This is a genomic window from Massilia suwonensis (genome assembly GCF_042655665.1).
Lineage (GTDB): Bacteria > Pseudomonadota > Gammaproteobacteria > Burkholderiales > Burkholderiaceae_D > Telluria > Telluria suwonensis.
The window spans coordinates 53,658-67,132 of sequence record NZ_JBHSMR010000012.1 but is presented as its reverse complement, the minus strand read 5'-3'; the positions used below and the strand labels follow the sequence as shown (position 1 = coordinate 67,132).

16 protein-coding genes are annotated in these 13,475 nt (G+C 63.6%); 13 read left to right on the top strand and 3 right to left on the bottom strand.

All coding sequences use genetic code 11. From position 1 onward, the window contains the following. Positions 1-5: 5 nt before the first annotated feature. Together ACFPQ5_RS07510 and ACFPQ5_RS07505 are read right to left on the bottom strand one after the other, a co-directional pair. Positions 6-1,103 carry an anhydro-N-acetylmuramic acid kinase gene (locus tag ACFPQ5_RS07510; protein WP_379752991.1) on the bottom strand — a complete coding sequence of 366 codons (1,098 nt, stop codon included), beginning with the start codon at positions 1,101-1,103 and terminating at the stop codon, positions 6-8. A gap of 83 nt (positions 1,104-1,186) precedes the next feature. Beyond that, positions 1,187-2,536 carry a M23 family metallopeptidase gene (locus tag ACFPQ5_RS07505; RefSeq protein ID WP_379752988.1) on the bottom strand — a complete coding sequence of 450 codons (1,350 nt, stop codon included), beginning with the start codon at positions 2,534-2,536 and terminating at the stop codon, positions 1,187-1,189. Positions 2,537-2,686: 150 nt separating this feature from the next. Here ACFPQ5_RS07505 and tyrS point away from each other — a divergent pair, with 150 nt between their 5' ends. The 12 genes from tyrS to ACFPQ5_RS07445 all read left to right on the top strand — a co-directional run bounded on the left by tyrS (position 2,687) and on the right by ACFPQ5_RS07445 (position 12,696). Then, positions 2,687-3,949, top strand: a complete 1,263-nt coding sequence (gene tyrS / locus ACFPQ5_RS07500) for a tyrosine--tRNA ligase (protein WP_379752986.1) — start codon at positions 2,687-2,689, stop codon at positions 3,947-3,949. Continuing rightward, on the top strand, positions 3,946-4,404 hold the full coding sequence (dtd, locus tag ACFPQ5_RS07495; protein WP_379752982.1) for a D-aminoacyl-tRNA deacylase: 459 nt from the start codon (positions 3,946-3,948) through the stop codon (positions 4,402-4,404). Before tyrS ends, dtd begins: the two co-directional genes overlap by 4 nt. A gap of 52 nt (positions 4,405-4,456) precedes the next feature. After that, the gene (locus tag ACFPQ5_RS07490) at positions 4,457-5,122 is read left to right on the top strand and encodes a YbhB/YbcL family Raf kinase inhibitor-like protein (RefSeq protein ID WP_379752979.1); all 666 of its coding nucleotides are present in this window, start codon (positions 4,457-4,459) and stop codon (positions 5,120-5,122) included. A 38-nt stretch (positions 5,123-5,160) separates the two neighbouring features. Next, entirely contained in the window at positions 5,161-5,814 is a 654-nt protein-coding gene (locus ACFPQ5_RS07485) for a histidine phosphatase family protein (protein ID WP_379752976.1), read from the top strand. A 339-nt stretch (positions 5,815-6,153) separates the two neighbouring features. Continuing rightward, entirely contained in the window at positions 6,154-7,179 is a 1,026-nt protein-coding gene (dusB, locus tag ACFPQ5_RS07480) for a tRNA dihydrouridine synthase DusB (protein WP_379752973.1), read from the top strand. Positions 7,180-7,264: 85 nt separating this feature from the next. Further along, positions 7,265-7,498, top strand: coding sequence for a helix-turn-helix domain-containing protein (locus ACFPQ5_RS07475; RefSeq protein WP_136220592.1), 234 nt, complete (start codon positions 7,265-7,267; stop codon positions 7,496-7,498). 89 nt (positions 7,499-7,587) lie between these two features. After that, positions 7,588-9,174 (top strand): bifunctional phosphoribosylaminoimidazolecarboxamide formyltransferase/IMP cyclohydrolase, encoded by a 1,587-nt coding sequence (gene purH / locus ACFPQ5_RS07470; protein ID WP_379752969.1) that lies wholly within the window; start codon positions 7,588-7,590, stop codon positions 9,172-9,174. Between the two features lie 234 nt (positions 9,175-9,408). Next, positions 9,409-9,945 (top strand): crossover junction endodeoxyribonuclease RuvC, encoded by a 537-nt coding sequence (ruvC, locus tag ACFPQ5_RS07465; RefSeq protein WP_379752966.1) that lies wholly within the window; start codon positions 9,409-9,411, stop codon positions 9,943-9,945. A gap of 18 nt (positions 9,946-9,963) precedes the next feature. After that, positions 9,964-10,542, top strand: a complete 579-nt coding sequence (ruvA, locus tag ACFPQ5_RS07460) for a Holliday junction branch migration protein RuvA (protein WP_379752963.1) — start codon at positions 9,964-9,966, stop codon at positions 10,540-10,542. A 24-nt stretch (positions 10,543-10,566) separates the two neighbouring features. After that, positions 10,567-11,628, top strand: coding sequence for a Holliday junction branch migration DNA helicase RuvB (gene ruvB, locus ACFPQ5_RS07455; protein WP_136220596.1), 1,062 nt, complete (start codon positions 10,567-10,569; stop codon positions 11,626-11,628). Next, positions 11,628-12,086 carry a YaiI/YqxD family protein gene (locus tag ACFPQ5_RS07450; RefSeq protein ID WP_379753197.1) on the top strand — a complete coding sequence of 153 codons (459 nt, stop codon included), beginning with the start codon at positions 11,628-11,630 and terminating at the stop codon, positions 12,084-12,086. The genes ruvB and ACFPQ5_RS07450 overlap by 1 nt, the downstream gene beginning before the upstream one ends. Before the next feature lie 61 nt (positions 12,087-12,147). Next, positions 12,148-12,696, top strand: a complete 549-nt coding sequence (locus ACFPQ5_RS07445; RefSeq protein WP_379752960.1) for an MgtC/SapB family protein — start codon at positions 12,148-12,150, stop codon at positions 12,694-12,696. Here ACFPQ5_RS07445 and ACFPQ5_RS07440 read toward each other — a convergent pair. After that, positions 12,604-13,107: a DUF3592 domain-containing protein gene (locus ACFPQ5_RS07440; protein ID WP_379752957.1), complete on the bottom strand. Its 504-nt coding sequence runs from the start codon at positions 13,105-13,107 to the stop codon at positions 12,604-12,606. The genes ACFPQ5_RS07445 and ACFPQ5_RS07440 overlap by 93 nt on opposite strands. Before the next feature lie 138 nt (positions 13,108-13,245). Here ACFPQ5_RS07440 and ACFPQ5_RS07435 point away from each other — a divergent pair, with 138 nt between their 5' ends. Continuing rightward, a complete protein-coding gene (locus tag ACFPQ5_RS07435; protein WP_379752954.1) occupies positions 13,246-13,452 on the top strand; it encodes a hypothetical protein in 207 nt (68 codons plus the stop codon). Positions 13,453-13,475: the final 23 nt, after the last annotated feature.

The window sequence follows — 13,475 nt, the reverse complement described above, 5'->3', positions numbered from 1 at the left end:
CAGCTCTACGCAGGGTACAGCGCTCCCAGGATGCGCGGTCCCTGCGCACCTGTGACGGCCGGCATGTTGCCCGGCTGGCGCTGAGTAAAACGGTAGCCCAGCCAGGCGAAGGCAAGCGCTTCGACCCGGTTCGGGGCGATGCCGAGCGCCGCCGTCGATTCGACCGGCACCGCGCCGCCCAGGGCACCCGCCAGCATGCGCAGCAGGGTGCCGTTGTAGGCGCCGCCGCCGCAGACGTAGACGGCGTCGACGGTGACACGCTCGTCAAGTATGGCGCGCGCGATGCTCTGCGCGGTCAGCGCCGTCAGCGTGGCCTGCACGTCCTGCGCGGCCAAGTCCGTAAAACCAGCCAGGCGCGCATCCAGCCACTCCATGTGGAACAGGTCGCGTCCGGTGCTTTTCGGCGCCGGCTGGTGGAAATAGGGTTCTTCCAGCAAGCGTTCGAGCAAGGCCGGCATCACGCTGCCGCGCGCGCCCCAGGCGCCGTCGGCGTCGTATTCCTTGCCCTGGTGGCGTCCGATCCAGCCATCGAGCAGGACATTGCCCGGTCCCGTGTCGTAGCCGGTCACGCGGCCATCGGCATGCAGGACGCTGATGTTACCGATGCCGCCGATATTCACGACCACCCGCGTCGTGCCTGGCGTGCCGAAGGCGGCCGCATGGAAGGCCGGCACCAGCGGCGCGCCCTGGCCGCCGGCGGCGATGTCGCGGCTGCGAAAGTCGGCGATGACGTCGATGCCGGTCAATTCGGCCAGCAGCGCGGGATTATTGGTCTGGCGCGTAAAGCCGAGCTCGGGCCGGTGGCGCACGGTCTGGCCGTGGACGGCGACGGCGGCTACCGGACCCGGCGCTTTAATGTTGAGCGCGGCGACGCAGTCGGCATAGGCGCGGGCCAGGCCGTTGGCGGCGATCGCCTCGCGTTCGATTTCGTTGGCGCCGTTCGCTTGCAGCGCCATCAGTTCGGCGCGCAACTCGGCAGGGAAGGGCACGAAGGCGGCCTCGAGGGTGCGGATCGCGCCATCGGCGAAGTCGGCCAGCACGCCGTCCACGCCGTCCAGGCTGGTGCCCGACATCAGGCCGATATAAAGAGAGGAAGTCATCATATGCCCATCATGATAATCGATGGCCCAAGTAAAAACGCCTTCCGTGCAATGCAGCGGAAGGCGTTTTGAAGGGGGCGGTTCGCTTAGCGGGCAGCCATGGCGTTGCCGCCCGGGGTCAGCAGCGAGAAGCGGTGGTTCATTTCCGCGGCAGCCATGCGGAAGCGGGCCAGTTCACCCTTGCTCAGCGGCGCAGCCATCAGGTCCTTCAGGCCGCGCGGGTCGCGGGCGACATTGGCGACGCGGAATTCGTAGTGCAGGTGAGCGCCGGTCGACCAGCCGGTCGAGCCGACGAAGCCGATGACCTGGCCCTGGCTGACCTTGGCGCCCTTGCGCAGGCCATTGATACGGCTCATGTGGGCGTAGGCGGTGCTGTAGTTCGACCAGTGCTTCAGGACCACCATGTTGCCGTAGCCATTCGAGACGCCGGCGAAGTCGACGACGCCGTCACCGGCGGCGCGGATCGGGGTGCCGGTCGGCGCTGCGTAGTCGATGCCTTTATGGGCTTTCCACTGGCCCGAGATCGGGTGCACGCGGTTGGCGAAGCCCGACGAGACGCGCGAGAACTCCAGCGGCGACTTGAGGAAGGCTTTCTTCAGCGACTTGCCGTCCAGGCTGTAGTAGCCGCCCTGCTTGGTGACCGGGTCTTCGAACCACACGGCCTGGTAGCTGGTGCCGCGGTTGATGAATTCGCCTGCCAGGATGCGGCCGGTTTTCACCAGTTCGCCGTCCAGCCAGAAGGTTTCGTACACAACATTGAAACGGTCGCCGCGCTTCAGGTCGTCGCGGAAGTCGATGTTGGTCGAGAACATCTTGATGATTTCGCCGACCACCGAATCCGGGATCGAGCCGCCGTCGACGTTGGCGTCGGTGGCTGCGTAGAGCGAGGAGTTGACGATTTCGCGCGAACGCATTTCGACGCGACGCTCGAGCTTGGCAGGAGCTTCGGACGCCTTGAAGCCGTCGCCGTGGCGTGCGATGGTCAGCGTGGTCGGCGCGCTATTCTTGTCGGTGAGGGTGGCGCGCAGCGACAACAATTGACCGTTCTCGTCGGTCTCGGCCTGCAGGCGCTTGCCGTTTTTCAGCGACAGGATGCGGCGGGCGAGTTTATTCGAGCGGATGAAGTTCTGTGCCTGGGCATCGTTGACGCCGAGGCGGCCGAGCATGGTGCCGACCGAGTCGCCGGCGCGGACACGTTCTTCGTGGATGAATTGCTGCTCGTCCTGCTGGAGAGCGGCGATCTGGTCGGAGAGGTTCGGCAGGGCCAGGTTCTCGGCGACCGAAACAACCTGCACGTCGCTGTCGTCCTGGGTGACCGGGGCGGTTGCCACGGCACCGAATGCGCACAGGGCCAGGGCCAGTGCGCCGGCGCCGACGATACGGGTCTTGCGGCTCGTATTGGCTAGTTTGCCGGTGATTTTATGTATAGGGTTCATGCAATCAGTTAAAATTTACCGCTTGAACTTCGGACCACTATTTTTCTTGTTGTTTTGAAAAGTTTTCTTGCGGCAAGATTGATGGGATCGAGCATTGTACCAAAATATGCGGTCCTACAACCGTTTTAGCCAAACTCCTACAAAGAATTTATGACAGACTCCGCGTCTTGTAGTAATAACAACTCCGTTTCCAAGGATCAATTGCCTTTGTCCGACAAGGTCCAGGAAGCGCTCGCCATCACCAAACGCGGCGTCGACGAACTGCTGATCGAAAGCGAATTTGCACAAAAGCTGGTGCGCTCGGAAAAGACCGGCGTACCCCTGCGTATCAAGCTGGGCCTGGACCCGACCGCGCCCGACTTGCACCTGGGCCATACCGTGGTGCTGAACAAGCTGCGCCAGCTGCAAAACCTCGGCCACCAGGTGATCTTCCTGATCGGCGACTTTACCTCGATGATCGGCGATCCGTCGGGCCGCAACGTCACGCGCCCGCCGCTCACCCGCGAGCAAGTCGAGGAAAACGCCATGACCTATTTCCGCCAGGCGGCCCTCGTACTCGACGAAGCGCGCACCGAGATGCGCTACAACTCCGAGTGGTGCGACCCGCTCGGCGCGCGTGGCATGATTCAATTGGCCTCGCGCTACACCGTCGCCCGCATGATGGAACGCGACGACTTCACCAAGCGCTACAAGAGTGGGACTCCGATCGCCGTGCATGAGTTCCTTTATCCGCTGATGCAAGGCTACGATTCGGTCGCTTTGAAATCAGACCTTGAGCTAGGTGGAACGGACCAGAAATTTAACTTGCTGGTTGGACGCGAACTCCAGAAGGATTACGGGCAAGAGCCGCAGTGCATCCTGACGATGCCGCTGCTGGAAGGCCTGGACGGCGTCGAAAAGATGTCGAAGTCCAAGAACAACTACATCGGCATCACCGAAGCACCGAACACCATGTTCGCCAAGCTGATGAGCATCTCGGACACCATGATGTGGCGTTATTTCGAGCTGCTGTCCTTCCGTTCCCTGGACGACATTGCCAGCCTGAAAGCCGCCGTCGAGGCCGGCGCCAATCCGCGCGATGCCAAAGTGGCGCTGGGCAAGGAAATCGTCACCCGCTTCCATTCGGCCCAGGCGGCCGACGATGCGCTGGCGGACTTCGTCAACCGCTCGAAGGGCGGCATCCCCGACGACGTGCCGGAAGTGACGCTCTCGGGCGCACCGCTCGGCGTGGCCCAGCTGCTGAAGGCGGCCGGCCTGTGCGCCTCGACTTCGGAAGCCATGCGCATGGTCGACCAGGGCGGTGTGCGCATCGATGGCGATGTCGTCAGCGACAAGAACCTGAAGGTCGAAGCCGGCCAGTTCGTGATGCAAGTGGGTAAGCGCAAGTTCGCCCGCGTGACCTTTAACGCATGATTGGCCTGCTGCAACGGGTCAGCCACGCCAGCGTCGTGGTCGACGGCGCCACCGTCGGCGCCATCGACGCCGGCCTGATGGTGCTGGTCTGCGCCGAGAAGGGCGACTCCGAGCGCGAGGCCGACGCCTTGCTGACGAAACTGCTGGGCTACCGGGTGTTTTCGGACGAGGCCGGCAAGATGAACCGCAGCGTGACCGATACCAACGGCGCCTTGCTGCTGGTGCCCCAGTTCACGCTGGCGGCCGACACCCGTTCCGGCACGCGCCCGTCGTTCTCGCCGGCGGCCAGTCCCGACGAGGGGCGCCGCCTGTTCGATTATTTCGTGCGCCAGGCGCGTGAGCGCCATGGCAAAGTTGAGACCGGTCAATTTGGCGCCGACATGAAAGTCAGTCTCACCAACGACGGTCCAGTCACGATCTGGCTACGTGTTGATCCGGTCGTTGTTTCGCGTTGAAACCCCCGCCGCCACGTGCGGTCAATAGTAAGGAGGCCCCGTGGAGTCGAAAATGAAGATCTGGAGTGATTCGTTTACCGAAGGCGGCCTGATTCCGGCCGAGTGTGCATTCGCGGTCATCGACCCGGCAACGCACGTGCGCCTGTCGAGCAACCGCAATCCCCATCTGGCCTGGGACGAAGTGCCGGCCGGTACCCAGTCGCTGGTGATCCTCTGCGTGGACGGCGATGCCCCCACCGACGGCACCGACGTCAACAAGGAGGGCAGGAGCGTGCCCGAGTCGCTCAAGCGCGCCGATTTCTATCACTGGGCGCTGGTCGACATTCCGCCCAGCCTGAAGTCGATCGCCGAAGGGCAGTTCTCGGATATGGTCACGCCCGGCGGCAAGGGCGGCCCCAACGTGTCCTTCCTGGTAAAGAACGGCACCGAGCACCAGCTGCGCCAGGGCATCAACGACTATACGGGCTGGTTCGCGGCCGATCCCGACATGGCCGGCGACTACTTCGGCTACGACGGCCCATGCCCACCGTGGAACGACGAGCGCGTCCACACCTATGTGTTTACCATTTACGCGCTCGACATCGCCCAGTTCCCGCTCGACGGCAATTTCACCTGCGCCGAAGCGCGGGAGGCGCTGACCGGCCACATCCTCGACGAAGCCCAGATCTTCGGCGTCTATTCGCTCAACCCCGAGATCGCGCCCACGCTTTCCGCCTGATTCCGGCGCCCGGCCACCCGGGCGCTTTTATATACCGCATGCACAACGACACCCCCACCCGGATCGTGCTGATCCGTCATGGCGAAACCGCCTGGAACGCCGAGCGCCGCCTGCAAGGCCACCTCGATATCGATCTCAACGAAGAAGGACAACGCCAGGCGCGCGCCCTGGCGGCCAGCCTGGCCCAGGAGCACTTCGACGTGCTCGTCTCGAGCGACCTGGCGCGCGCCAGCCAGACCGCCAAGGCCCTGGGCGACGTGAGCGGCTTGCCTCTCTATATAGATGGACGCCTGCGCGAGCGCTGCTACGGCGGCTTCGAAGGCTTGCTGTATGCCGACATCGCCGCGCGCTACCCGGAAGAATTTGCCGCCTGGCAGGCGCGCGAGGTCGATGCGCCATTGCCGCCGGGGCAGAATCGGGGCGAAACGTTCCGCGAGTTCTATGAGCGGGTGACCAGCGCCGTGCTGGGGTGGGCGGAAGACAATCCGGGGAAGTCGCTGGCGATTGTTGCCCATGGCGGGGTGCTCGAGTGCATCTACCGCGCCGCGCTGGGCTTGCCGCTGGAGACGCCGCGGGATTTCAAGGTGCTCAATGCCAGCATCAACCGCTTTATGGTGCAAGACGGCAAACTCGAACTGGTGAGCTGGGGCGAGGTCGCGCATCTGCGGCCTGCGGTGCTCGACGATGTCTAGGCGTAGGGGTCATTGTGGCCAATGGCCACAATGACGGGTTCACCGGAGTCCTGACTCCACGCGTTTACGAAGGTTGAACTGCCATTTTCGTCTTCCAGAGATGTTTCGACATGCATGCGTGCGTACGCGTGGAGTCAGGACTCCACCCTACGGTGCGCACTCTCACGGGCACACTCGTCCAATTTATATGCCTGCTGAGTAATCCCTAATGCACTTCTTTTCCTTTTGTCTACACCTGATTATCCCGTTCGCGACAGTTTCGAAAAAATATTGCCCGTAAATTGAGCAGCAGTTCAGGTAAAATAGCGGGTTCCCGTCCACTGTTCCCCTGTTCCCGCTGTGCAAATCGGTCCTTATACACTGCGCAATAACGTCTTCGTCGCCCCCATGGCCGGCGTGACCGACCGTCCGTTCCGCCAGCTGTGCAAGCAGCTCGGGGCGGGCTATGCCGTGTCCGAGATGGCGGCCTCGAATCCGCGCCTGTGGGCCAGCGAAAAGACCAGCCGGCGTACGGACCACGAAGGCGAGATGGAGCCGAAGGCGGTGCAGATCGCCGGTGCCGATCCGCAAGACCTGGCCGACTGCGCCCGCCATAACGTCGAGCGCGGCGCCCAGATCATCGACATCAACATGGGCTGCCCCGTGAAAAAGGTGTGCAATAGCTGGTGCGGTTCGGCCCTGCTGCAGCACGAAGACCTGGTCGAGCGCATCCTGCATGCCGTGGTGCAAGCCGTGGACGTGCCGGTGACCCTGAAATTCCGTACCGGCTGGGATCGCCAGAACAAGAATGCGCTGCGCATCGCGCGCATGGCGGAGGAGGCCGGCATCCAGATGCTGACCCTGCACGGCCGCACCCGCGCCGACGGCTACAAGGGCGAGGCCGAATACGACACGATCCGCGCGGTCAAGGCCGCAGTGGGGATTCCGGTGGTCGCCAACGGCGACATCACGACGCCGGAAAAAGCGAAATTTGTGCTCGACTACACGGGCGCGGACGCCGTCATGATCGGCCGCGCGGCCCAGGGACGTCCGTGGATCTGCCGCGAAATCGACCATTACCTGCGCACCGGCGAGCACCTGCCGGCGCCCCTGGTCGAGGAAGTGCGGGCCCTCATGAACGAACACCTGCCGGCGCATTACGCCTTCTATGGCGACTATGTCGGCGTGCGCAGCGCGCGCAAGCACATCGGCTGGTATGTCGAGGACTTGCCGGGCGGCGAGGAATTCCGCCAGCGGATGAACCTGCTGGAATCAACGGCCGAGCAACTGGCGGCAGTCGATAATTTTTTCGAATCGCAACTTCGCCATGGCGAGCGGTTACAATACCGGCCCGCATCGCTCATCGAAGAAGCAATCGCGGCATAAAAAGAAGCAAAACAACAAAAACGATAATGGGGACGCCGCCGACACAATTGGCGGAGCAATCACTAACCAGGATGAAGCAGCAGACATGAGCAAAGAAAGTATCCAGGAAGTTGTCCAGAAGAGCCTAGAGGACTATTTCAATGACCTGGGCGAGCAGAAGCCGACGAATATCTACGACATGATGGTCATGACCGTGGAGCGGCCTATCCTCGAAGTGGTGATGACGCGCGCCGACGGCAACCAGTCGCACGCGGCCCAGATGCTGGGCATCAACCGCAATACCTTGCGCAAGAAACTGCAAGAGCACGGACTGCTCTAAGTTTTACCCCGACACGCGTGGCCGCGTGGCGCGGCCAGTAAGGCGCGCCGGAATTCCGACCAGAATTCTCATCAACCAGTGGCCACCCCATGATCAAACAAGCTCTCATTTCCGTCTCCGACAAGACCGGCGTGCTCGACTTTGCGCGCGCCCTGTCTGCCCTCGGCGTGAACATCCTGTCCACCGGCGGCACCGCCAAATTGTTGCAAGACAATGGCGTGCCGGTCACCGAAGTGGCCGATTACACGGGCTTCCCGGAAATGCTCGACGGCCGCGTCAAGACGCTGCACCCGAAAGTGCACGGCGGCATCCTCGCACGCCGCGATTTCCCGGAGCACGTATCCAAGCTGGAAGAGCACGGCATTCCGCAGATCGACATGGTCGTGGTCAACCTGTACCCCTTCCAGGCGACCGTCGCCAAGGATGACTGCTCGCTGGAAGACGCGATCGAAAACATCGACATCGGCGGCCCGACCATGCTGCGCTCGGCAGCCAAGAACCACCGCGACGTGGTCGTGATCTGCGATCCGAGCGACTATGGCGTTGTGCTAGCCGAAATGAAAGGCACCGGCGAGACCGCCGGCGCCGTGAGCTACGACACCAAGTTCCGCCTGGCGAAGAAAGTCTTCAGCCACACCGCCCAGTACGACGGCGCCATCACGAACTATCTCACCAGCCTGGGCGAAGACAAGGCCCACGCGACCCGCTCGCAGTATCCGCAGACCATCAACATGGCCTTCGAGAAAGTGCAGGACATGCGCTACGGCGAGAACCCGCACCAGGGCGCCGCGTTCTACCGCGACATCGCGCTGGTGCCTGGCGCATTGGCCAACTACCGCCAGCTGCAGGGCAAGGAACTCTCGTACAACAACATCGCCGACGCCGACGCGGCCTGGGAATGCGTGAAGTCGCTGGGCGGCTTCCAGCAGCCGGCCGGCTGCGTCATCGTCAAGCACGCCAACCCGTGCGGCGTGGCCATCGGCATCGATGCGCTGGACGCCTACACCCGCGCGCTGCAAACCGATCCGACCTCGGCCTTCGGCGGCATCATCGCCTTCAACGTCGAAGTCGACGGCCGCGCCGCCGAAGCGCTGGCGAAGCTGTTCGTCGAAGTGCTGATCGCCCCGTCCTTCACCGCTGAGGCGCGCCAGATCATGGCGGCCAAGCAGAACGTGCGCCTGCTGGAAATCCCGCTGGGCGACGGCCAGAACCCGTACGACGTCAAACGCGTCGGCGGCGGCCTGCTGGTGCAGGCGCCGGACGCGAAGAACGTGGGCATTGGCGACCTGCGCGTGGTCAGCAAGAAGCAGCCGACCCCGCAGCAACTGCAAGACCTGATGTTCGCCTGGCGCGTGGCTAAGTTCGTCAAGTCGAATGCGATCGTGTTCTGCGGTAACGGCATGACGCTGGGCGTCGGGGCAGGGCAGATGAGCCGCATCGACTCGGCCCGCATCGCTTCGATCAAGGCGCAGAACGCCGGCCTGTCGCTCAGCGGTTCGGCCGTGGCCTCGGATGCCTTCTTCCCGTTCCGTGACGGCCTCGACGTGGTCGTCGATGCGGGCGCGACTTGCGTCATCCACCCGGGCGGCTCGATGCGCGACCAGGAAGTGATCGACGCGGCGGATGAACGTGGCGTTGTCATGCTGTACACCGGGACCCGTCACTTCCGCCATTGATTTAGACTGATTGTTAAGCGAAGGGACGTAAGGTGGGCGGCTCTGCCGCCCACGCGTTCAACGTACCGGTGCTAATCGAATCGCGATTTGCATGGGCTGGTTGAACGCGTGGGCGGGGAACCCGCCCACCTTACGTCCCTTCGGCGTACGATAAGGTTGTATAAACACCAGCCCACCTGTGTTTTTACACAGTATTTTTCCCACGAACGTTGCTGGCCGGTATAACATTCGATAATGATTATCCTCGGCATCGACCCAGGCCTGCGCACCACCGGCTTTGGGGTTATTGAAAAACACGGCAGCAAACTGCGCTATATCGCCTCGGGCACCATCAAGACCGGACTGGAAGGCGCGTTGCCGCCGCGCCTGAAGATCATCCTCGACGGCGTGCGCGAAGTCGTCGCGACCTACCAGCCGAGCTGTGCCGCCATCGAAAAAGTGTTTGTGAACGTCAATCCGCAATCGACCCTGCTGCTCGGCCAGGCGCGCGGCGCGGCGATCAGCGCGCTGGTCGGCTTCGATCTCGATGTGGCCGAATATTCGCCGACCCAGATCAAGCAATCCGTCGTCGGCACCGGCAAGGCGGCGAAACCGCAAGTGCAGGACATGGTCTCGCGCCTCCTGAAACTGCCCGGCTTGCCCGGCAGCGACGCCGCCGATGCCCTGGGCGTGGCGATCTGCCATGCCCACAGCCACGATACGCTGGCGCTGGTGAATTCGCTGAGCCCGCAAAAGGCCGTGCTGCGCATGAAGAACGGTCGTCTCGTCTAAAAAAAAGAAAGGTCAACCATGATCGGTCGCATTTCCGGAATTCTGCTCGAAAAAACGCCGCCGCAATTGCTGGTCGATTGCAACGGCGTCGGCTACGAAGTCGACGTGCCGATGAGTACCTTCTACAACCTGCCGCACACGGGCGAAAAGGTGGTGCTGTTCACCCACCAGGCGATCCGCGAGGATGCGCACCTGCTGTTCGGCTTCGGCACGGCCAGCGAGCGTGCGCTGTTTCGCCAGCTGATCAAGATCACCGGCGTCGGCGCCCGCACCGCACTGTCCATCCTCTCGGGCATGACGGTGGCCGACCTGTCGCAGGCGGTCACGCTGCAGGAGTCGGGGCGCCTTGTAAAAATTCCGGGCATCGGCAAGAAGACGGCCGAGCGCCTGCTGCTGGAGCTGAAAGGCAAGATCGGCGCCGACATCGGCGTGGTCGGCGGCGCCCCGCGCGACGATACCCAGTCGGACGTGCTCAACGCGCTGCTGGCTTTGGGGTATTCTGACAAGGAAGCCCTGCTGGCGACCAAGAACCTGCCGGCCGGCTCGACCGTTTCCGACGGCATCAAGTTTGCGCTGAAGGCTTTGTCCAAGGCCTGAGCACCCGTATCACCGAGATAAACAATGAGCATCCAGACCGACAATTTCACCGAGCAGCGCGTGATCGATTCCGCGCCCGCCTCGCCCAACGAGGAGGCGATCGAGCGCGCCTTGCGCCCGAAGCAGCTCGACGAATACGTCGGCCAGGAAAAGATCCGCGACCAGCTCGAAATCTTCATCCACGCCGCCCGCAAACGGCGCGAGGCGCTGGACCACACGCTGCTGTTCGGTCCGCCGGGCCTCGGTAAAACCACGCTGGCCCACATCATCGCGCGCGAGATGGGCGTGAACCTGCGCCAGACCTCGGGCCCGGTGCTCGAGCGTCCGGGCGACCTGGCGGCCATTCTCACCAATCTCGAGCCGAACGACGTGCTGTTCATCGACGAGATCCACCGTTTATCTCCGGTGGTCGAGGAGATCCTGTACCCGGCGCTCGAGGACTACCAGATCGACATCGTGATCGGCGAAGGCCCGGCCGCGCGTTCCGTGAAACTCGACCTGCAGCCGTTTACGCTGGTCGGCGCCACCACGCGCGCCGGCATGCTGACCAACCCGCTGCGCGACCGCTTCGGCATTGTCGCCCGCCTCGAGTTCTATAACGTCGAGGAGCTGACCAAGATCGTGACCCGCAGCGCGGCCCTGCTGGAAGCGCCGATCAAGGAAGACGGTGCGCGCGAAGTCGCGATGCGCGCGCGCGGTACGCCTCGTATCGCCAACCGCCTGCTGCGCCGCGTGCGCGATTATGCGGAAGTGAAGGGCACCGGCGAGATCACGAAAGAGATGGCGGACCGCGCCCTGAAAATGCTCGACGTCGACTCGGTCGGCTTCGACGTCATGGACCGCAAACTGCTGGAAGCCGTGCTCTTCAAGTTCAACGGCGGCCCGGTCGGCATCGGCAACCTGGCGGCGGCGATCGGCGAAGCGGCCGACACCATCGAGGACGTGCTGGAACCGTATCTGATCCAGCAGGGCTACCTGCAGCGCACCCCCCGCGGCCGCATCGCCACCCCGGCGGCCTACCAGCACTTCGGCGTCGCCGCCCCGCGCATCAGCCCGACCGGCGACTTGTGGGACAACCTGCGTTGATGCAGATCTGGGTCGACGCCGACGCCTGTCCCGCCGTCATCAAGGACATCCTGTACCGGGTTGCCGAGCGCACGCAGATCCAGGTCACGCTGGTCGCGAACCAGCTGCTGCGCGTGCCCGGCTCGAAATTCATTCGTTCTGTGCAGGTGCCGAGCGGCGCCGACGTGGCCGATGCCGAAATCGTCGAGCGTCTGCAAGCCGGCGACCTGGTCGTCACCGGCGACATCCCGCTCGCGGCCCAGGTGCTGGAGAAGGGCGGCTACGCCCTGAACCCGCGCGGCGATTTTTATACCAAGGACACCATCGCCCAGCAGCTGACGATGCGCGCCTTCATGGAAGAGCTGCGCAGCGGCGGCGTCGACACCGGCGGCCCGGCCGCCTTCAGCCAGTCCGACCGCCAGCAATTCGCCAACGCGCTGGATCGCCATCTGGCCCGCCACCGCCCCAAGTCCGGCTGAGCGTGGCGACATAGAAATTGCCGATCTGCCATGATCCTCTTGAAACTTCAGGAGGAGCGGCATGTGGTGGCAACAGAGCTGGTTAACAGTACAGGCGGAATTCTCGGACCTGGGCGACGTCGAATCGCTGACCCGGCTTGCCGTGCGCATGCTGGTCGCGATCGTGCTGGGCGGCATCCTCGGCTATGAACGCGAATCGGTAGGCGCCTCTGCCGGCCTGCGCACCCACATGCTGGTCTCGCTGGGCTCGGCCCTGTTCGTGCTGATCCCGCTGCAAGCCGGCATGAAGATCGAAGACCTGTCGCGCGTGCTGCAGGGAATTACGGCCGGCATCGGCTTCCTCGGCGCCGGCGCCATCCTCAAGCAGAACAACAAGGGCGACATCCGCGGCCTGACCACGGCGGCCAGCGTCTGGCTCACAGCCGCGGTCGGCATCGCCGCGGGCATGGGACGCGAAGCGACGGCCGTGCTGAGCGCCGTGTTCGCGCTCGTGATCCTGGCGATCCTGCGGCCTTTGTCAAAGACCGAACCAGTCGAGCATGGTGCGTCCGACGCCGCTGATCGCCAACACGATCAACGTGAATACCGTGGTGAAGGCCAGCCACAGTAGGGCGAAGACGAAGGTCCCGAACACCAGCGAATTCTCCGCCGGGAAAATCGTCGAGATGTCCGGCTGGTCAGGGTGGTAGCGGATTCGGAAGCTCGGCATGTCGAGGACTCTTTGCCGCGTCTCTTCATGGACGCGGCGATTGTTGGAAGCCAGGTAGCCGATCGCCAGGTTGTCGCCGCTGTAGCGTACGCCTGCCACCGTGTACGAGTACTTGACCAGCACCTGGGACACGGGCGAGGTGCTCAGGGGCGGGCGACCGATGACGCATCGTTCCAGGCGTGCGGGAGCCGTCGGCCAGGTGCGTGCGCCCAGGCCGAGACGAATATCCCTCAGGCCCAGCTTCACGAGCAGGATGCCGATGGCATAGCACAGCAACAGGACGGCGCTCACGACGAGTGTGATCGGATTCATATCGGAATCAGTGTAGCTGGCATATTTCCAACAGGCATCAAATCACGACGGGCTCACGTTTCGCGCGAGCAAGCGCGCGCCACGTCCATCTCCCTTTGCTAGGATGCCCGTGAGAGGTGGATGTAGCGAGGCTATTTAATGTCGGGAAGCGCCCAGTCCGATCCGCGCGCGAATGCCTACCTGGCCGCGCGCGTCGATGATGCCCTCAAAATGCTCAGGACCGACGGGATGTCGCCTGCGCTCGAGTTCATGCAGCTCGTCGGCGTGCCGCGCACGGTGGCGTTGCGTGTCTTGTGCTCGCCGTCCCAGCAGAGAACGCGCGACCGCCGCCGCGCGCCACGTTAGCCGGCACGGCCGGTACGCAAGGA

Coding starts and splice junctions, on each gene's coding strand:
- ACFPQ5_RS07510 (WP_379752991.1), bottom strand. CDS start 1,103: ATGATGACTTCCTCTCTTTATATCGGCCTGATGTCGGGCACCAGCCTG.
- ACFPQ5_RS07505 (WP_379752988.1), bottom strand. CDS start 2,536: ATGAACCCTATACATAAAATCACCGGCAAACTAGCCAATACGAGCCGC.
- tyrS (WP_379752986.1), top strand. CDS start 2,687: ATGACAGACTCCGCGTCTTGTAGTAATAACAACTCCGTTTCCAAGGAT.
- dtd (WP_379752982.1), top strand. CDS start 3,946: ATGATTGGCCTGCTGCAACGGGTCAGCCACGCCAGCGTCGTGGTCGAC.
- ACFPQ5_RS07490 (WP_379752979.1), top strand. CDS start 4,457: ATGAAGATCTGGAGTGATTCGTTTACCGAAGGCGGCCTGATTCCGGCC.
- ACFPQ5_RS07485 (WP_379752976.1), top strand. CDS start 5,161: ATGCACAACGACACCCCCACCCGGATCGTGCTGATCCGTCATGGCGAA.
- ACFPQ5_RS07475 (WP_136220592.1), top strand. CDS start 7,265: ATGAGCAAAGAAAGTATCCAGGAAGTTGTCCAGAAGAGCCTAGAGGAC.
- purH (WP_379752969.1), top strand. CDS start 7,588: ATGATCAAACAAGCTCTCATTTCCGTCTCCGACAAGACCGGCGTGCTC.
- ruvC (WP_379752966.1), top strand. CDS start 9,409: ATGATTATCCTCGGCATCGACCCAGGCCTGCGCACCACCGGCTTTGGG.
- ruvA (WP_379752963.1), top strand. CDS start 9,964: ATGATCGGTCGCATTTCCGGAATTCTGCTCGAAAAAACGCCGCCGCAA.
- ruvB (WP_136220596.1), top strand. CDS start 10,567: ATGAGCATCCAGACCGACAATTTCACCGAGCAGCGCGTGATCGATTCC.
- ACFPQ5_RS07450 (WP_379753197.1), top strand. CDS start 11,628: ATGCAGATCTGGGTCGACGCCGACGCCTGTCCCGCCGTCATCAAGGAC.
- ACFPQ5_RS07445 (WP_379752960.1), top strand. CDS start 12,148: ATGTGGTGGCAACAGAGCTGGTTAACAGTACAGGCGGAATTCTCGGAC.
- ACFPQ5_RS07440 (WP_379752957.1), bottom strand. CDS start 13,107: ATGAATCCGATCACACTCGTCGTGAGCGCCGTCCTGTTGCTGTGCTAT.
- ACFPQ5_RS07435 (WP_379752954.1), top strand. CDS start 13,246: ATGTCGGGAAGCGCCCAGTCCGATCCGCGCGCGAATGCCTACCTGGCC.